This is a genomic window from Microbacterium sp. NFH-22A-Y, from assembly GCF_021401375.1.
GTDB lineage: Bacteria > Actinomycetota > Actinomycetes > Actinomycetales > Microbacteriaceae > Microbacterium > Microbacterium hominis.
The window spans coordinates 1,135,535-1,154,297 of record NZ_JACBGF010000001.1 but is presented as its reverse complement, the minus strand read 5'-3'; the positions used below and the strand labels follow the sequence as shown (position 1 = coordinate 1,154,297).

Genomic DNA, 18,763 nt, shown 5'->3' with positions numbered 1-18,763 from the left:
CGCCCGCGAGGACGGACCCCGCGTCGGCCAGGACGGCGAACGACGCGGAGCCCGCTCTCGGGGTACGGGGACTCAGCCGATCGTGATGTCGCCGATCTGCACGCCCCACGATGACACGAGCCCGAACCGGACCTCGACGGCGCGCGTGCCGGCCGGCAGCGCCGCACTGGTGATCGTGCGTTTGGTCCACCCGTTGGTCGTGGCCGTGGCCGCCGTCGCGGTGAAGGCCACCGTCGTGGCGGTGCCCGAGCCGTCGAGGGCGACGATCGTGAACGCGCTCGGCCCCTGGTTGAAGTAGAAGGTCGAGAGGGTCACGGTCTTGCCGGGCGCCGCATCCCAGCGCACCCAGCCGGGCTGGTCGTCGCTGCGCTTGATGCGCGAGGTGTCGCCGGCCATGTTGGATGCCGGAGCGGTCGTGTCCAGCATGATGTTCGCCGAGCGCGCCGTGCTGATGCTCCAGTCGTTGACCGGGTCGAAGAGCGCCGGGGCGACGGCGGGCGGTGCGGCCTCGTGGAACCCGCGGGAGGGCGCCGCGGTCGTCGACAGCGCGTTGCCGAAGAAGTCACGCAACCCGTTGGGGCTCACGACCTGCCCGGTGGAGATCGCCGGCGAGGTCGACAGGAGCTTGTAGGCGTCGGCGACGGCGAACCCGTTGCCGGTGGTGCCCGCCGCGACGAACCGCGGGTCGGCGGTGATCTTCGTGGCATCGGCCGGCTCGCTGGCGGGGTGGTTGCCCGAGAACACGTTCGAGGCGAACGTCGCGTTCGTGCCCATGCCGGGGTACGTGTACGACCCGGTGCCGTGGTTGTCGACGATGTTGTTCACGAACGACCACTGGCCCGGCGTCGATGAGGCGCAGGCCCCGGCGTCGCCGTCGCAGTAGATGGGGTTCGCGGGCGATCCGGCGGGGATGTAGACGGTGTTGTTGTAGATCTTCACCGGTCCCGGCACGCCCCACGAGAAGGTGAAGACGCCCTTCACTCCTCCCCAGGCGTCGTTGACCGACAGGTTGTCACGCACCACCACGTCGCTCGAGTAGCCACCCATCAGGAGCAGGAAGCCGCCCTCGTTGTCGTGCGAGTAGTTGTACTGCACGCGGGTGTTCTTGCTGCCCATGTCGACGTCGAAGCCCTGACCGTCGGTGCCGTGGGTGCGGGTGCCCGACACCTCGTTGAACTGCACGAGCGTGTTCATGCCGCGCGTGGGCCACAGTCCCGCCGACGCCGGCATGTTGCCCGCATCGGTGGTGCGCTGGCCCGCCCCGCGGACGACGTTGTACTCCAGCACGGCACCGTCGGTTCCGAAGGCGAGGATGCCGTCGCTGTCGGGGTCGATCACGGTGTTGCCGCGGATGCGGACGTTCGAGGTGAGGGCGGACTGCACGATCACCGTCATGTCGGTGGTGAAGTAGCTGGCGTCCCACACGACGATGCCGGTGCGGCCGACGTCGTGCACGGTGTTGTTCTCGATGAGCACCCCGTCGAAGCTCGCGCCGAGCTGGGTGGTGTCCACGACGATCCCGCCGTTGTCGTGCGCGTCGATGTCGGCGCAGTGGAAGCATCCGTTGACGTCGCTGACGACGTTGCTGCGGATCACGATCCCGCGCTGCAGGGTGTTCGCGACGGTGTTGCGCACCAGGATGCCGGAGCGGGGCGTGCCACCCGTGGGATCGCCGAAGTTGTCGGTGCCGGAGTCGTTCGACACGTCGAGGTTCTGGATCGTCCACCAGCTCTGGTTCTGCAGCTGGACGGTGCCGCCCGACGCGAGCGACGCGCCGCTGAGGTGCGGCAGCGCGCCCGAGCCGTAGGCGGAGACCGTGATGGGGGCGGACGCCGTGCCCGACCCCTGCGGAGCGAGCTGTCCCGTCCAGGTGCCGCCGCGCGCGAGCAGGATGCTGTCGCCGGCGGCGAAGGTGTGCGCGTTCACCGGAGCGAGCGACTTCCACGCGGTCGCCGGGCTGGTGCCGGCGGCGGCGTCGCTGCCGTTCACACTGTCGACGTAGTACGCGGTGGGGGCGGCCTGGGCGGGCTCGGCCGCCAGCACGCCCCCTGCGGTCGCGAGCACGACGGCGAGCGCAGTGGCCAGCGCGCGGCGGCGCGACCTGGGGCGGCGGCCCTCCGGTCGCGACATGGGCTGTTCGGTCATGGACCAATCTCCTCTCTCGTCCGCACGCACCGTTGCGCGCGGGAGCTTCGTGGCGGCGGGGCCGCATCGGTGGCGGGGGGTCGACGGCGGCGGGTCTCAGTCCTTCATCCCCGCGGAGAGCCCGGCGCTGGCCAGGAGGGGACGCTGGAAGACCAGGAACAGCCCGATGGGGATCAGCGCCGAGACGACGAGGATCGCGAAGAAGGTCGTCAGGTCGTTCGTGCGCTCCAGCATCGGCAACGCGACCGAGATGGGCCGCACTTTCGGGTCGGTGAGCACCAGCGAGGGCCACAGGTAGTCCTTCCAGGCCCCGATCGCGGCCAGCAGGGCGACCACACCGAGGATGGGCCGCGCCGCCGGCAGCACGACGCTCCACAGGATGCGCAGCGGCCCGGCGCCGTCGATCTCGGCCGCCTCGATGAGCTCGCGCGGGATGCCGCGGAGGTACCCGGTGACCAGCAGCACCGCGAACGCGTTGGCGCCCGCGGGCAGCCACACCGCCCAGAAGGTGTTCTGCAGCGAGATGCCGGTGCCGAACAGGTCGACCACCGTGAGGTAGAGCGGCACGAACGACACGATCGCCGGCAGGAAGACCGTCGCCAGGATGCCCGCCGACAGCAGCGGCGCCCAGCGCGGCCGCATGATCGCGATGACGTATCCCGCGCTCAGGGCCACCACGACGGTCGTGACCGCCGATCCCGCCGCCATCGCCAGCGTGTTGCCCAGCAGGCGCGCGGTGTCGACGCCGCGGAAAGCGTCGGCGTAGTGGTGCCACTCGGTCATCCGCCCGAAGACCCCGAGCGGGTCGCGCAGGACGTCGGTGGTCTCGCCGAGGGATGCCGCGACGAGCCACAGCAGCGGCCCCAACCCGGCCACGACCAGTCCGGCCAGCACGGCCGCGTGCACGCCGCGCAGCACCCACCGCGTGCGCGGGCGCCGCAGCTCCGCCGGGGTGAGCAGGCCGCCGCTCATGCCTGCCACCTCCGCGTGAGACGCAGGTAGAGCACCGACAGCACGGTGAGCGCCGCCGCCAGGAGGAGCCCGAGAGCCGTGGCCGCACCGTAGTCGGCGGAGCCGCCGAACGCGTACCGGTACATCAGCAGCAGGATCGTGAGCGTGGCGTTCTGCGGTCCGCCCGAGGTCATGAGGAAGGGCTCGGTGAACACCTGGGCCGCGCCGATGAGCTGCAGCAGCAGCATGATGAGGATCATGGTGCGCATCTGGGGAAGCGTGACGTGCCAGACGCGTTGCCACACCGACGCGCCGTCGAGCGCCGCGGCCTCGTAGAGGTCGGGGCGGACGGCGGTGAGCGCGGCCAAGTAGATGAGCACGCTCGTCCCGGCCGCCGCCCAGGTTGCCTGCAGCACGATCGACGGCATGGCCAGCGCGGCGTCGTTGAGCCAGGCGAACGGTCCGGCCCCGACCGTCGCCAGGATGCTGTTGAACAGCCCGGTCGGGGCGGGGTCGTACGCGAACCGCCACAGCAGGATCGCCACCACCGGCGGCACGATCACCGGGAAGTACGCCAGCGCCGCGAACAGGCCGCGGCGGCGGGCGCGGACCGTGGAGATCATGACGGCGAGGGCGAGCGGCAGGGGGAATCCGAAGACGATCGCGAGCACCGTGAACCACAGGGTGTTGCCCACCGCCTGCCCGAGCTGCGGGTCGGCGAGGACGTAGGCGAAGTTGCTCCAGCCGACCCACTCGACGGCGCCCACGAACGTGGGGTGCTGCACGCTCATGAGTGCGCCGCGCACGATCGGCCACCACGAGAACACGGCGAACACGACGATCGTCGGCGCGGCGACGGCGAGCGCCGCCAGGGACGTGCGGCGACGTCGGGAACGGACGGACATCGGACTCCTCGGTGCGACGGGGACGGGTGGTGGGCTCCCCCGCCGCGGCGCGGCGAGGAGTAGTGGGGGTGCGGGGCGACGGGCGGGCTCACCGCCGCCCCGCACGGATCAGCGGGACAACAGCGCCTGAGCCGTGGAGGCGGCGCCGGACACGAGCGTGGGGATGTCCGCGCCCTGGTCGGTGATGACCGCCTGCACGACCGGGTCGAGCGTCGCGTAGATGTCCTGCCCCTTCACCGGCGGCTCCGACTGCACCTTCTGCTCGGCGACCTCGTCGAGGTAGGGGCGGAAGTTCTCGATCGGGACGTTGTTCAGATCGGAGATCCACGACAGGTACTGCTCGTAGGCCGCGGCGGTCACGACGGGCAGGCCGGGGATCGCGACGGCGGAGCCCTGTGACGCGAGTGCCTGCGCGTCGGCGCGCGCGGCATCCTTGTCGGTGTACTTGCCGAGCTCGGCGAGCTGGATCCACTCGACGGCGGCCTTCGCCTGCGCCGGCGACGCGTCGGGGCGCACGATGTCGATGGTGCCGCCCGACAGGGTCGTGGGCGCGTCGCCCGCCGAGACGGTCGGCATGGCCCCGAAGCCGAAGTCGGCGCTGGGGAAGGAGAGCTGTTCGGTGAGCGGCCGGTAGGCGTCGGACTGCAGGATGAACATGCCGACCTGCTGCCCCGCGAACGCCTGCGCGAGATCGAGCGCCGCCATCAGCCCGTTGGGAGACATGCTGCCATCGGTCCAGCGCATCTCGTGCAGGAGCGTCAGCGCGTCGGTGGTGGCCGCGTCGTCGAAGGTGATCTCGTCTCCGGCCTCGTTCACGAGCGACCCGCCGCGCGACGCGACCTGGGCGCCGAGCACCCAGCCGCCCTGGTTGTCGGTGGTCACCTGGGCGAAGCCGGGCACGCCCGTCTTGTCCGTGATCTGCTTCGCGGCGGCGCGCACCTCGTCCCACGTGGTGGGCGGGGCGGCGGGGTCGAGGCCCGCCTTCTCGAAGAGGGCACGGTTGTAGACGAGTCCCATCGCGTAGGCCATGGTCGGCACGCCGTACTTCTTGCCGTCGGCGGAGACGAGGTCGACCAGCTGGGGGTTCAGCAGGTCGGTGACCCCGAGCTGGTCGACGGCGTCGGTCAGGTCGGCGACCTGCTTGCGCTCGATCAGTCCGCGGATCTCGGTGAAGGGCACACCCATCACCGTCGGCAGGTCTCCGGCGGCCAGCCGCGCGGAGAAAGTCTGCGCGTCCCAGCCGTCCTCGGTGGTCGTGACGACGTAGTTCGGATGCTGCGACTTGAACGTCTCCACGAGGGAGTTGAACAGGGCGAGGCGGGCGGTCTCGGTCGCGGCGGGCTGATTGCCGATGACGATCTCGACGGGTCCGGCGGACTCGGCCGGGGTGGAGCCGGCGCCGCAGGCGGTGAGCCCGCCGACGGTCAGGGCCGTCATCGCCGCGAGAGCGGCGGCTTTCGCCCACGGGCGGGAGCGGAGTGGTCTCTTCATCGAAACTTCTCTTTCTGAGTCGGATTGCAGGCGACTCGGTGCGTGATGTACTTTGGTCGGGCCAGATGCCAAAGCGCTTTTGCACATTAGCCCGAGGGTGGCGGCGGACGCAAGACCGCAATCCGAAATCCGTGACACCCGCTGAGAGACGAGGACGACGCCGTGCTCACCCGTATCCCCACCGACGCCGTCTGGCAGCTCCGCGGAGCGTCGGGCCCCCTCCCCGACCACGTCGTCGGCCGCACCTTCGACGCCCCGGTGCCGGGCGACGTGCACATGGCGCTGCGCGACGCGCGGGCCATCGCCGACCCGTTCGACGACGACAACGAGCACCGGCTCACGTGGATCGGCGAAGCGGACTGGGAGTACCGCACCCGGCTCCCCGCCGTGACGGGCACCCCCGAGCGGATCGAGGTCGTGTTCCACGGCGTCGACACCCACGCGGACATCCTGATCGACGGCGACCCGCGCGCGCGCCTGTCGAACATGCACCGCACCTGGCGCGTCGCCGCTCCCGAGCTCGCCGAGGGCCCCGCCGAGCTGCGCGTCGCCCTGCGCTCGCCGGTCGCCGCCGCGGAGGCGGAACGCGACCGGCTCGGAGCGCGCTGGACCGTCTTCAGCACGCTGTCGCCCTTCATCCGCAAGAACGCGTGCGCGTTCGGCTGGGACTGGGGCCCGGCCCTGCCCGGGTCGGGCATCTGGCGCACCGTCGAGGTCGAGGCGTGGTCGACCGCCCGGCTCAGCGCCGTGCGGCCCACGTCGCGTCTCGCGGGCGACGACGGCGTGATCTCGCTCGACATCGAGCTGGAGCGCACCGCCGAGTCCGGGCGGCAGAGCGACCTCGGCGTGCTCGTCGAGGTCGGGGGCGCCCGCACCTGGATCGCCGCGCCCGCGCACTCCGACCGCCTCCGGGGCGAGCTCGTCGTGCCGCACCCCGCCCGCTGGTGGCCGACCGGCATGGGGGCACCCGCGCTGCACGAGCTCACCGTGACGCTCGTCGACGCGCACGGCACCGCACTGGACGTCTGGACGCGACGGATCGGGTTCCGCGATCTCGTGGTCGATCGGACCGAGGATGCAGAGGGTCGCAGCTTCGGCCTGACGGTCAACGGGGTGCCGATGTTCGTCCGGGGCTTCAACTGGATCCCCGACGACACCTCGCCCGCCCGCGTCACGAGCCGGGACATCCGCCGTCGGATCGCCGAGACGCTCGACCTCGGCGCGAACCTGCTGCGCGTGTGGGGCGGCGGCGTGTTCGAGTCGGACGAGTTCTACACCGCGTGCGACGAGGCCGGCATCCTCGTGTGGCAGGACTTCCTCTTCGCCTGCGCGGCGTATCCCGAGGAGGAGCCCTTCGCCGGCGAGGTCGAGGCGGAGGCGCGCGAGAACATCACCCGGCTGATGCCGCACCCCAGCCTCGCGCTCTGGAACGGCAACAACGAGAACCTGTGGTTCTGGTTCCTGCACGACTGGGAGCACGTGCTGGACGGCGCGAGCTGGGGCGAGACGTTCTACGTCGACCTCCTCCCCCGACTCGTCGCCGAGCTCGACCCCTCGCGGGCCTATCTCGTGGGCAGCCCGTCGTCGGGCGGACGGTGGGACGATCCCAACGATCCCTCCCGCGGCGTGGTGCACTGGTGGATCCCCGACGACTATCGCGCCTACGACGACGTACGCCCGCGGTTCGTCTCGGAGTTCGGGTTCCAGGGACCCCCGGCCCGCGCGACCTTCGACGCGGTCGTCCACGACGAGCGGCCGGCACCCTTCTCGGCGGGGACCATCCAGCGCCAGAAGGCGGCCGGCGGCACGGAGCGCATCAACGACGTGCTCGACGCCCATTTCGGCGTGCCGACCGACTTCGACGAGTGGTACTGGCTCGCCCAGCTCGATCAGGCGCGCGCCGTGCGCTACGGCGTCGAGCGGTTCCGCACTCTCGAGCCCTTCTGCCGCGGCACGATCGTGTGGCAGCTGAACGACTGCTGGCCCGCGCTCTCGTGGTCGATGATCGACATCGCCGACCGCTACAAGCCGGTCGCCTACGCCGTGCGCGAGGCCTACCGCCCGCGCATCGTCGTCCTGCGACACGAGGCCGACGGACCCACCCTGTTCGCGTGCAACAGCACACCCGAGCCGTGGGACGCGGTCGTCGACGTGCAGCGTTGGACGCGCGGTGCACTCTCGGGGCAGACCGAGGCCACCGCGCACGTGCCGGCGCACACGGCGATCGCCGTGCCGATGCACGCCCTCGCCGCCGACCTCGGTGGCGACGAGCTCCTCGTCGCGACGGTGCTCACCCCGACGGATGCCGACACCGGCGCACCCGGAGCCGCCGGCGCACCCGGGGCGTCCGGCGCACCCGGCGCGTCCGGGGCGCGCGCGTCGCGGAGCGTCCTGCTCGGCGAGACGGATCGCGTCCACCCCGACCCGGAGCCGCGGTTCGACGTGGAGGTGGACGCGGTGCCCGCGGGAGTGTCGGTGCACCTCACCGCGCGCACGCTGCTGCGCGACGCCACCCTGCTCGTCGATCAGATCGACTCCGACGCGCACGCCGAGCGCACCCTCGAGACGCTGCTGCCCGGCGAGACGGTGGCGTGGACGATCCGCACCGCCGCGCCGGACGCGTTCACGCCCGCGGCGGTGCGTTCCGCGCTGCGCACCGCCCGCGCCGCGACGAGCCCGGACGCCGGCTACCGCGGTCTCGCGCAGCTGGAGGCGGAGAAGCTCGCGCGAGCGGACGCGTCCTGACGACGGCCGGGGCGTCTCACGCCCCGGCCGTCACACCGCGGCGAGCGCGTCGAGCAGAAGCGCCCACCGCGGGTCCTGGCCGGGCGGCGGAAAGGTCATCCGCTGTCCCACGAAAGCGAAGCCGGTGCGCGAGGGGGCGTGGGCGAAGGCGAGCCGGCCGCCCATGCCGGAATGACCGAACGAGCCGTCGCCGAGCATGCGGTTCAGAGCGTGCGAGATCTCGAACCCCAACCCCCACCGCACGGTCGCGGCGGCGCCGGGAAGGCACAGCGGCTCGCGGATGCCGCCGAGCCAGTCGCGTGACACCAGGCCGACGGTGTCGTCGTCGAGCAGACGCACCCCGTCGACCGGCGCGACGCAGGCCCCGTACACCCGGGCGAGGGCGCGTGCGTCCGCGACCAGACCGCCCCCGGGAACGAGCGCGCGTCGGAAGGGGAGGCCGTTGACCCGCTCGGTGCCCAGCATCCCGTCGACCCGTTCGAACAACGGGACGATCTGCACCGTGCTGCGGAAGGCGGCCGCGCAGGCTGCGCCGGTCGACTCCGGCGTGCCGGCCGGCGCGGGCGGCGGCACGATCGGCTCCATGAGGGCGGGGAGGTAGCGACGGTCCTCGGATGCCGGCAGCCCGAGCCAGAGCGCCGCACCCAGCGGATCGGCGACCCGTTCGCGCAGCAGGGTCGCCGCGTCGTCCCCGGTGACGCGGCGGAGCAGCTCGGCGGCGATGACGCCGTAGCTGAGCACGTGGTAGACACGAGCGCTGCGGGGGGCGTAGTCGGGCGGCGCCGCCGCGACCCGGGCGGCGAGGGCGAGCGGATCGAGGAGGTCCTCGGGCTCGCGGATCGGCAGGGTGGGCATGCCGGCGACGTGCGTCAGGACGTCGGCGACGGTGATGCGCTCCTTGCCGGCTGCGGCGAACTCCGGCCAGTAGTGCGCGACGGGGAGCGCGGGATCGAGCGCACCGGCCTGCACCTGCTGTGCCACGAGCAGGGCCACCATGCCTTTCGCCGCGGAGAACGCCAGCGTGGCGCTCTCACGCTCCCACGCCCGCCCCGAGAGGGGGTCGGCGCCGCCCCACAGGTCGACCACCGTCTCCCCGTCGACGACGATCGAGAGCGCCGCACCGGCGGCGTCGCTCTCGAGCACGCGCGCGAACGCCTCGGCCACCCCGGCATAGGCGGGATGGACGTGGCCGTGGGCCGGGGCGGTCGCGCGCGGGTGGATGCGGGGGGTCTGCGGGTCGTCCGTCACGCCGCCAGTCTACTGCCGAAGCGCTTTGGCATAGGATGGGCGGCAGAAGCGCCACCGCTTGCGAGAGGATGTGCCCATGCCGCAGAGATCCGCGCGCCTGGCCGACGTCGCCCGGGCCGCAGGGGTGTCCGTGCCCACGGCCTCCCAGGTGATGAACGACACCGGGCGCGTCGCCGAGGCGACCCGACAGCGTGTCCTGGATGCCGCGCGCGACCTCGACTACCGGCCGAACGCCCTGGCCCGCAGCGTCGCCCTCGGACGCAGCCGCACCATCGGCGTGCTCGCCGAGAACGCCGCGGGCGCGTTCTGCATGCCGGTGCTGATCGGCATCAACCGCGCCCTCAGCGACCACGACCTGGCGAGCATCCTCTACGACGCGCGCCACGATCCGCAGCGGCGCCACCAGCACGTGCGGCACATGCTCGATCGGCAGGTCGACGGCATCATCGTGATCGGCGAGGGTCCCGACGTCCCGATCGCCGACATCGGCGCGAGCGACTCCCACCCCGTCGTGCACGCGTTCGGCCCGCACGAGCCCGACCGGGCGGTGAGCGTCCACCCCGACGAGCACGCCGGAGGGGCGCTGGCGGCCCGGACCCTCCTCGAGGCCGGCCGGCGGCGCATCGCCCACGTCACGGCGGCGGCCGCGTTACCGTCGGTGCGGGAGCGCGCGGACGGCTTCACCGCAGCCGTGCAGGCGGCGGGACGGGAGCCCGCGGTGATCCTGCACGGCGAGTTCAGCCGCGACTGGGGGCACCGCGCCGCCGAGCTGCTGCTCGCGCAGGCGCCCGACACCGACGCCGTGTTCGCCGGCAGCGACGCCATCGCGATCGGTCTGGCGGCGGGCCTGGAAGCCGCCGGCGTGCGGGTGCCCGACGACATCGCGATCATCGGCTACGACCACGTCGCCGGCTACGGCGAGGATGCCGACCCGTACCTCGCGTCGATCGATCCGCGGCTGACGGCCGTGGGCGAGCGCGCGGCGCAGTACCTCATCGCCGCCCTGGACGAGGACGACACCGCGGATGCCGCCCCCATCGCTCCCGCCTACGCCCCGGGCGCGACGGTCCGCGGCGGGGACGCCGCCCGCCTGCACCTGGTGGAGACGCTGCTGCGGACGGTGACCGCCCCACCGGTGCGCGGAACCTCGTCATCCACACCCGACGCCGACCCGCGATGAGCGCCCTGACCTACACGGCCCCGTTCCCCTCGGCCGATGTCGAGGTGGTCGGCGCGCTCGGCTTCGCGCCGGGGAGGTACGGGGTGCGCCCGCGGCGGCTGCCGGAGTGGACGCGGCGGCAGATCCCCGACCCCGGCTTCGACTTCGTGGTGGGCATGACCTCGGGCGTGCGCGTGGCCACGTCGACCACGGCAGGCGCGATCGCCGTCGAGCTCGTCGTGATCGGGATCGCCCCCGGAGCGCCCGCGGTCGTCGAGCTCGTCGTCGACGGCGAGCGCCGAGGCTCCGTCTCGGTCCCCGTCCCGGCGCAGACCCTCGTCGCCGCGGACGGGGCGCTCACCCAGGAGCGTCCCCCCGTGACGGTCTCCTTCGCCCTTCCTGCACCCGGCCGCGGCGCGCACGCCGTCGAGGTGTGGCTGCCGCACACCACGGCCGTGGAGCTCGTGGCGCTGTGCGCCGACGCGCCTCTCGCGCCGCCCCTCGACGCCCGGCCCGTGTGGCTGCACCACGGTTCGTCCATCAGCCAGTGCGGCGAGGCCTCCGCGCCCACCCGGACGTGGCCGGCGGTGGCCGCGGCGGCGGGCGCGGTGAGCCTGCGCAGCCTCGGCTTCAGCGGCAACGCCGTGGGCGATCCCTTCGTGGCGCGGACGATCCGCGACCACCCCGCCGACGCCATCAGCATCGAGATCGGCGTCAACGTCGTCAACGGCGATCTCCTGCGCCGGCGCCTGTTCGAACCCGTGCTGCACGGCGTGCTCGACACGATCCGGGACGGCCACCCCGACACGCCGCTCGTCGCGATCGGGCCGATCCCCTGCCCGTCCCTGGAGCGGATGCCGGGCCCCACCGTGATCGACCCCGCGACGGGCCAGGCGGTGAGCGCCGGCGACGCGCGGGAGCTCGAGCGCGGCGGGATGAGCCTCGCGATCGTCCGCGAGGCCTGGGGGAACGTGCTGGCCGCTCGCGCCGACGACCCGCGGCTGTTCTGGCTCGACGGTCGTGCGCTGCTGCCCGACAGCGAGATCGGCGACCTCGACGACGGTCTGCATCCCAACGCGGCGGCCTACGAGCGCATGGGCGCCCGGTTCGCCGACTACGCGTTCGCGCCCGACGGCCCGTTCGCCGCCGTCGGGCGACGCCGCGCCTGAGCCCACGCGGACAGCGCACTCCGGACCTCCGGAGTGCGCTGTCGCGAGGGCGGAGCCGCGGGCTAGGCCCGGATGAAGGCGAGGATGTCGGGGTTGATGACCTCCGCGTGGGTCGTCAGCATGCCGTGGGGGTAGCCCTCGTAGATCTTGAGGGTCGAGTTCTGCAGGAGCTCGTGCTGCTTGAGCGCGGCATCCTTGTACGGCACGACCTGGTCGTCGTCGCCCTGGAGCACCAGGACGGGCACGGTGATCGACGTCAGGTCGTCGGTCTGGTCGGTCTCGGAGAAGGCCGCGATGCCGAGGTAGTGGGCCTGCGCGCTGCCGGTCATCCCCTGCCGCCACCAGTTGGCGATGACGGGCTCGGAGACCGTCGCACCCTCGCGGTTGAAGCCGTAGAACGGCCCGGACGCGACCGCCTGGTAGAACTCCGCGCGGTTCGCCGCGAGCGCGCTGCGGAAACCGTCGAAGACGGAGAGCGGCGTGCCCTCGGGGTTCGCCGCGGTCTGCACCATCAGCGGCGGAACCGAGGAGACGAGCACGGCCTTGGCGACGCGCCCCTGGGGTTCGCCGTACCGGGCGACGTACCGCGCGACCTGACCGCCGCCGGTCGAATGTCCGACGTGAATCGCGTTGCGGAGGTCGAGGTGCTCGACCACGGCGCTCGCGTCGCTGGCGTAGTGGTCCATGTCGTGGCCGGTGGCGATCTGCGAGGACCGTCCGTGACCACGGCGGTCGCTGGCGACGACGCGGTAGCCCGCGTTCAGGAAGAAGAGCATCTGCGCGTCCCAGTCGTCGGAGGACAGCGGCCAGCCGTGGTGGAACATGATGGGCTGGGCGTCACGGGGACCCCAGTCCTTGAAGTAGATTTCCGCGCCATCTTCCGTCGTCACAAAAGACATGGTCGACCTCCAGGGTTATGTGATCCCGAGGCGGTCTCGGGACGACGATCCGGTGTTCCCGACTGCTGATCGAGCCGGGAGCGCGTTCACGATAACGCCGGACGAGAACCGCGGCGCTCCTACTTTTGTTCAGACTCTGGGAGGGCTCCCGCACGCCGGCCCGCCCGCGTTTCGACATCTGTCCTGTGACAGCGGGCCCGCACGCGCGTACCGTCTGGCGCAGGGGAACAACGTCCGACCGATGCGAAGAGGAGCCGACGATGGGCTACGTCGAACACCATCCGAAGAGCGTCCTCGGCGCCGGCACCGCGGCGCCGGACTTCACGCTGCACCGCACGCCGGAGGACACCGTCACCCTGTCGAGCCTTCGCGGACAGCCGGTGGTGCTCATCTTCTACCCCGCCGACTGGAGCGCGGTGTGCGGCGACGAGCTCAATGTCGTCAACGCGGCGATGCCCCTTCTCACCGCCCACGGCGCGGCGGTGTTCGGCGTCTCCGTCGACGGCGTCTGGTCGCATCGGGCCTTCGTCGCGGATCGCGGCTTCACCTTCGCCCTGCTCAGCGACTTCGAGCCGAAGGGGCAGGTGTCCCGGCGCTACGGCGCCTACGACTTCCACACCGGCACGAGCACGCGTGCGCTGTTCGTCATCGACTCCTCGGGCGTCATCGCCTGGAGCTACCTGTCGCCCATCGACGTGAACCCGGGCGTCGACGGCGTCCTCGACGCGCTCGACGCCCTGGCATCGCCCACTACGCCCTCCCCCTGAGATCGGACCCGCCATGTCCCACCTTCGCATCCCCGTCTCCGACCACGACCACAGCTTCGGCCCGCCGGACGCCCCGGTGACGCTGGTCGAGTACGGCGACTACCAGTGCCCGTACTGCGGCCAGGCCTTCCCGATCGTGAAGCAGCTGCTGCACGAGTACGACGGGAAGATCCGATTCGTCTTCCGCAACTTCCCCCTCGCGCAGATCCACCCCGAGGCCGTCGACGCCGCCTTCGTCGCGGAGTTCGCCGCGGAGCACGGCGAGTTCTGGCAGGCGCACGACCTGCTCTACGAGAATCAGATCGACCTCGGCCCTCAGCTCTATCAGCGCATCTGCGAGGCGCTCGGCCTCGCCGTCGCCGATCTGGGGAAGGCGGCCGCGGAGGACCGGTACACCGCTCGGATACGGGCCGACGAAGAGGGCGGCATCCGCAGCGGGGTCAACGGCACCCCCACCTTCTTCCTCAACGGCGCCCTCGTGGAGGCCGGCACGGCAGGACTGGCGGAGGCGATCAGGTCGGCGCTCGCCGGCCACGGAAGCGGGTCCTGACCCATGGCGCAGCGGGCCACCCCGCTCGGGCTGCCGCAGATCTCGCACGGGGCGGGGTTCTGGGTCGTCGCGAGCGCCTTCGTCCTCGTGATGGCCTACGCGACCGTCCCGACCCCGCTGTACCCGCTGTATCAGGAGCGCGACGGCTTCCCCGTCGCCGTCATCACGCTCGTCTTCGCCGCGTTCGCGGTGGGTGTCGTGCTCAGCCTGTTCCTCCTCGGGCACGTGAGCGACTGGATGGGCCGGCGAAGGATGCTGACGGTGGCGATTCTGGTCGCCGCGCTCTCCGCCGGCATGTTCCTGCTCTGGACGGAGGTTCCGGGCCTCTTGGCGGCGCGGCTCGTGAACGGGGCGAGCGTCGGAATCCTCACCGCGACGGCGACCGCCCACCTCGGCGAGCTGCGCACCCACGCCCGACCCACCGAGAGCGTCGTCGTCGCGGCGTCGGTCGCCGGCGCCGCCAATCTGGGCGGCCTGGCGCTCGGTCCGCTGATCGGCGGACTCTTCGCCGAGTTCCTCCCCGATCCGCTCGTCCTCCCGCACGCCGTGTTCCTCGTCCTGCTCATCGTCGCGGCGATCGCCGTCAGCTGTGTCCCCGAGACGGTGCCGGAGCCGGAGGAGCGTCGGCGCTATCGGCCGCAACGCATCGCGGCTCCCCCGCGCGGGCGCGCCGCGTTCGTGGCCGCCGGTTTCGGGGCGTTCGCGGGCTTCGCCCTGTTCGGGCTGTTCACCTCGCTCGCACCCACCATCCTCATCGCGACGTTCGATCAGCACGACCACCTCCTCGCCGGCATCGCGGCGTCCTGCGTCTTCGCCGCGGCGGCGATCGGCCAAGCGGCACTCGCCGCGGTCCCGCTGCGCGTCCAGCTGACCATCGCGGCCGTGTGCTGCGCGGTCGGGCTGGCATCCGTCGCCGTCGGCGCGTTCGCTCCCTCGCTCGGCGTCTTCCTCGTCGGCGGCGTCGTGTCGGGGGTCGGCGTCGGTGTGCTGTTCAAGTCCGCCATCGCCACCGCCGCGGGGCTGGCCGAGCCGGGCCGCCGCGGGGAGACCCTCGCGCTCATCTTCCTGGTGGCGTACTGCGGACTGGCCCTTCCGGTGCTCGCGATCGGGGTGAGCCTCACCGTCGCCCCGCAGGCGATCGTGCTCCTCGTCTTCTCCGCCGCCGTGCTGGTGGCGACCGTCTCCGCGGCGCTGGTCATGCGCCGCGCGGCGGCATCCGGCGCGTGAGAGGAGCGGGCGGCTCGTCGGCGGCCGGCTCTGTCAGACTGACGGCTGTGAGAGGGAGGGCGTCGTGACCGAGCCGTCACCGTTCGGCCAGCTGCTCCGGTCGCTGCGCGTCGGGCAGAACTCGACGCTGGAGTCCCTCGCGGCCGCTTCCGGTGTGAGCGTACGAACCATCGGCGACCTCGAGAGAGGCGCCAGCACCTCGCCCCAGCGTCGCACCGTCGAGGCACTGGCCCAGGGGCTCGGCCTGGACGTCGCCGCGCGACACGCGTTCCTCCGGGCGGCCCGCGCCCGTCCCCGCGGCGTCGACGCCGCGGAGGCGACCGGGGGCGTCTCGCCTCATCGGGTGTTCGACTTCTCCGGGCGAGAGCGCGAGATCCGTGAGGCCCTCGACATCCTCGAAGGAGAACGCGAGCCCGGCGAGAGCCGCCCGGCGCTCGTCATCGGCGGCGCCCCCGGCATCGGCAAGACGACGGGCGCCGTCGAGATCCTCGCCCGCGGCCGATCCGCCCAGGATCCCACCGTCTTCGTCGGCCTGGACGGCTTCAACGCCTCGCCGCTGACGCCCCTCCAGATCATCACCGCGATGCTCCGCCAGCTGCAGGGGACGCAGCAGAAGGCGCCCGCGGATCTCGACGTCGCCGCTCGGCAATGGCGCGCGGCCGTCGACGCCCGTCCGGTGCGCGTCCTGCTCGACAACGCCGCGAACGAGTCGCAGGTCCGCCCGATCCTCTCGATCTGCAGCGGCGAGATCGTCGTCGTGACGTCGCGCCGCAGCCTCGCCGGGCTGGAAGGAGTGCGGCGGCTGCGCTTCGGTCCTCTGCAACGCGACGAGAGCGTCTCACTCCTGCGCCGCCTCATCCCGCAGGCCGGATCCGACGACGAGGCGCTCGACGAAGTCGCCGGGCTGTGCGACGACGTCCCGCTCGCACTGCGCGTGGTGGGCAGCCGCATCGCCAGCCGGCCGGAATGGAACGTCGAGGACCTGCTGCGGAGACTGCGGACCACCGAGGACCGGTTGCGGCTGCTCGTCGCCGGCGACCTGGCGGTCGAAGCCGCCATCTCCCTCTCCTACGAAGAGCTCGACCCTCGCACGGCCGCGCTCTTCCGGTGGGTCGCGCTCATCGGCGGCAAGACCTTCGATGCGCAGCTGGCCGCCGCCGCGGTCCGCTCGACCGAGGTCGCAGAAGTGGAGTTCCGACTCGACGACCTGACCGACCTCGGGCTGCTGGAAGCGCGCGGCGGCGACCGCTATCGCCTGCACGACCTCATGCGGCTGTTCGGCCTGAACAGGCTGCGCGACGTCGTCGGTGCGGACGAGCTCGAACGGCGCCGCGCGCACATCCGCGCCTGGATCCTGGGGAGCCTGGAACGGGCGGGGGCCTGGTTCGAGCCGGAGAGGGAGCAGCACACGGCGAGCCGGGTCGGTCGCGGCTTCGTCAGCGCCGAGGCGGCGGCGCTGTGGATCCGCACGGAAGCCGAGCACTGGTGGCCGGCGTATGCGGAGGCCGCCGAGCTGGGCGAGAACGAGACGGTCGTCGACGTCGCCGACGCCCTCCACTGGTACTCCGACGTCTGGCTCTCCTGGGGGAACTGGCATCGGTTCTTCTCCCTCGCCGTGACCGCCGCGCAGAGTCTGCGAAATCCGCTGATGGAGGCGACGCATCTCGGCTACCTCGCGTGGGCCGAGATCGTGGAGGTCGGAGACCGCGAGCGCGCCGTCCTGACGGCACGCTCGGCACTCCGCGCGGCGCTGAGCGCCGGCGACGCCACGCAGGAGGGGTGGGCGAACTACTACGTGGGATGGGCGAGCTGGCTGCTCGGCCGTGTCGTCGAGGCCGCAGACGCCGCCGAGGGCGCGATCCGGGCGTTCTCACTCGCGGGCGAGAAGGTGGGACTGGAGAACGCGCGCCTGCTGACGACGATGATCATGAACACCCGCGGTGAGCACCTCGCGGCGATCGAGGAGCTGGAGTCCACGCTCGCGCGCATCCAGGCCGAACCCGAGGCCGACGGCTTCCTCACGCTCATCACGCGATACGCGGCCTATCTGGACCTCGTCGACGCGTACATCGCCGTCGGCCGCTACGACGACGGGATCCGGGCGGGCGCGATCGGCATCCAGATCGCCCGTTCGCTCAACGACGACATGCGGGTCGCCCTGATGATGCGCCGCCACATCCGCGCGCTGATCGAAGCCGGGGAGTCGGAAGCGGCGATGGCCGAGGCGGAGGAGGCGTTGCGCCTGCTCGGCCCGGGCAGCAGCGAGGCGTTCATCTTCGCCCGGTTCCGCCGAGAGATCGCGGGGATGACGGCGGGACGGACGACCGCGCGAGATGCGCCTCACAGCGGGAGCGAGTCGCCCAGCTCCTGACCGTAGCGGGCGATGGCGCGGCCCACCGGCAGCCGGTCCCGGTCGTAGGTCGCGAGCGCGTCGGCGAGGGAGAGCTCGGTGCCCAGGAGGTCCACCAGCGCCATCGCGTCTCCCGCGGCTTTGGCCGCGCCCATCGCGGTGTGCGGGCGCACGACGACGGCGGCGTCGCCGACGAGCGCGACGGACGGCGCCGCCATCCGCGGCGCGACGTAGTCGTAGAGGGCCTGCAGGAACGGTCGCGGCTCGGCCGCGACGGCATCCGCGAACGGCACCGGTAGCTCTGCCGCGGCGGCCGCGACGAGCGATTGCCGGAGGTCTGCCGGGAGGTCTCCCGGTGCGAGAGAGGTGCTCGCGGCACCGTGCCCGCACGCGACCATCAGACGTTCCAGCTCCGGTGACGGCAGCGACCGGTACCAGACCCAGTTGTACCGACGCCGCCCCGGCGCCGTCTGCCCGTCCGGCCCCGGGACCAGGTAGCCCAGCATGTGGGCGCCCGGCGCCGTGTAGAAGGCGAACCGTTCGAGCAGGATGTCCGCGGCCCGCTCCGGGAGCGCCGCCTCCGGCACGAGCCCGCGCCAGGTGAGGTAGCCGACGTAGCGGTTGTCCGACCGCTCGGGCGCGACGGCGCGGCGGACGACGGAGTTGAGACCGTCGGCGCCGACGACCAGGTCGAACGGGATCGTCGTCCCGTCCTCGATGCGAACGGTCGCGTGCCGGCCGTCCGACCGCACCTCCGTGACCGCACTGCCGAGCCGGTAGCGGCCGGCGGGGATGAGCGCCCGCAGGCCGTCGTAGATGTAGTCCCACGACAGCTGCGTCTGGGGCGTCGGGTCGCGATGGAGCACCTCGCCGCGGCGGCCGAGCGTGATGCGTTCGCGCGCCTCCACGCCGGATCGCAGCACCGAAGTCAACCCCAGCCTCGCGAGGACGTCGAACAGGTCCTGCTGACCGACCAGGCCCGCGCCGCGTCGGGCCAGCCCCGCGCGGGACCGTTCGAGGACGGTGACGTCGTGACCTGCCTGATGCAGCAGGGCAGCGGTGAACAGGCCCCCGAGAGACCCGCCGATCACGCCCACCCGCAACGCCGTCCTCATCGTCCGACCTCTCCTGAGCGGGGCATGGGTCGACGGTATCGC

General features: G+C 72.4%; 14 protein-coding genes. 7 read left to right on the top strand and 7 right to left on the bottom strand.

Annotation, left to right across the window (positions count from 1 at the left end; all coding sequences use genetic code 11):
• Positions 1-72: 72 nt before the first annotated feature.
• The 4 genes from L0965_RS05450 to L0965_RS05435 all read right to left on the bottom strand — a co-directional run bounded on the left by L0965_RS05450 (position 73) and on the right by L0965_RS05435 (position 5,492).
• Positions 73-2,145: a right-handed parallel beta-helix repeat-containing protein gene (locus L0965_RS05450; RefSeq protein WP_101305907.1), complete on the bottom strand. Its 2,073-nt coding sequence runs from the start codon at positions 2,143-2,145 to the stop codon at positions 73-75.
• 96 nt (positions 2,146-2,241) lie between these two features.
• Positions 2,242-3,117, bottom strand: a complete 876-nt coding sequence (locus L0965_RS05445; RefSeq protein WP_060960081.1) for a carbohydrate ABC transporter permease — start codon at positions 3,115-3,117, stop codon at positions 2,242-2,244.
• Complete coding sequence (locus L0965_RS05440; RefSeq protein WP_101305906.1) at positions 3,114-4,001, bottom strand: carbohydrate ABC transporter permease; 888 nt, start codon at positions 3,999-4,001, stop codon at positions 3,114-3,116. The genes L0965_RS05445 and L0965_RS05440 overlap by 4 nt, the downstream gene beginning before the upstream one ends.
• A 108-nt stretch (positions 4,002-4,109) precedes the next feature.
• Positions 4,110-5,492 (bottom strand): ABC transporter substrate-binding protein, encoded by a 1,383-nt coding sequence (locus L0965_RS05435; protein ID WP_157831574.1) that lies wholly within the window; start codon positions 5,490-5,492, stop codon positions 4,110-4,112.
• Between the two features lie 162 nt (positions 5,493-5,654).
• Between L0965_RS05435 and L0965_RS05430 the strand changes: the two genes are divergently transcribed.
• Positions 5,655-8,237, top strand: coding sequence for a glycoside hydrolase family 2 protein (locus L0965_RS05430; protein ID WP_101305904.1), 2,583 nt, complete (start codon positions 5,655-5,657; stop codon positions 8,235-8,237).
• Between the two features lie 30 nt (positions 8,238-8,267).
• Here L0965_RS05430 and L0965_RS05425 read toward each other — a convergent pair whose 3' ends face one another.
• Positions 8,268-9,485 (bottom strand): serine hydrolase domain-containing protein, encoded by a 1,218-nt coding sequence (locus L0965_RS05425; RefSeq protein ID WP_061782087.1) that lies wholly within the window; start codon positions 9,483-9,485, stop codon positions 8,268-8,270.
• A 76-nt stretch (positions 9,486-9,561) separates the two neighbouring features.
• Here L0965_RS05425 and L0965_RS05420 point away from each other — a divergent pair, with 76 nt between their 5' ends.
• Together L0965_RS05420 and L0965_RS05415 are read left to right on the top strand one after the other, a co-directional pair.
• Positions 9,562-10,665, top strand: a complete 1,104-nt coding sequence (locus L0965_RS05420) for a LacI family DNA-binding transcriptional regulator (RefSeq protein WP_101305902.1) — start codon at positions 9,562-9,564, stop codon at positions 10,663-10,665.
• Entirely contained in the window at positions 10,662-11,813 is a 1,152-nt protein-coding gene (locus tag L0965_RS05415; RefSeq protein ID WP_101305901.1) for a GDSL-type esterase/lipase family protein, read from the top strand. The genes L0965_RS05420 and L0965_RS05415 overlap by 4 nt, the downstream gene beginning before the upstream one ends.
• Before the next feature lie 62 nt (positions 11,814-11,875).
• Here the strand turns inward: L0965_RS05415 and L0965_RS05410 are convergent, their stop codons facing one another.
• Positions 11,876-12,712, bottom strand: a complete 837-nt coding sequence (locus L0965_RS05410; RefSeq protein ID WP_101305900.1) for an alpha/beta fold hydrolase — start codon at positions 12,710-12,712, stop codon at positions 11,876-11,878.
• Positions 12,713-12,972: 260 nt separating this feature from the next.
• On the opposite strand from L0965_RS05410, the gene L0965_RS05405 reads away from it, so the two are divergent.
• The 4 genes from L0965_RS05405 (at position 12,973) to L0965_RS05390 (ending at position 17,627) form a co-directional block, all read left to right on the top strand.
• Complete coding sequence (locus tag L0965_RS05405) at positions 12,973-13,479, top strand: redoxin domain-containing protein (protein ID WP_060960089.1); 507 nt, start codon at positions 12,973-12,975, stop codon at positions 13,477-13,479.
• A gap of 13 nt (positions 13,480-13,492) precedes the next feature.
• Positions 13,493-14,029 carry a thioredoxin domain-containing protein gene (locus L0965_RS05400; RefSeq protein WP_060960090.1) on the top strand — a complete coding sequence of 179 codons (537 nt, stop codon included), beginning with the start codon at positions 13,493-13,495 and terminating at the stop codon, positions 14,027-14,029.
• A 3-nt stretch (positions 14,030-14,032) separates the two neighbouring features.
• Positions 14,033-15,256, top strand: coding sequence for an MFS transporter (locus L0965_RS05395; RefSeq protein WP_101305899.1), 1,224 nt, complete (start codon positions 14,033-14,035; stop codon positions 15,254-15,256).
• 64 nt (positions 15,257-15,320) lie between these two features.
• Positions 15,321-17,627, top strand: coding sequence for an XRE family transcriptional regulator (locus L0965_RS05390; protein WP_101305898.1), 2,307 nt, complete (start codon positions 15,321-15,323; stop codon positions 17,625-17,627).
• On the opposite strand, the gene L0965_RS05385 is transcribed toward L0965_RS05390, so the two are convergent.
• Positions 17,597-18,721 (bottom strand): FAD-dependent monooxygenase, encoded by a 1,125-nt coding sequence (locus tag L0965_RS05385; protein WP_101305897.1) that lies wholly within the window; start codon positions 18,719-18,721, stop codon positions 17,597-17,599. The genes L0965_RS05390 and L0965_RS05385 overlap by 31 nt on opposite strands.
• Positions 18,722-18,763: the final 42 nt, after the last annotated feature.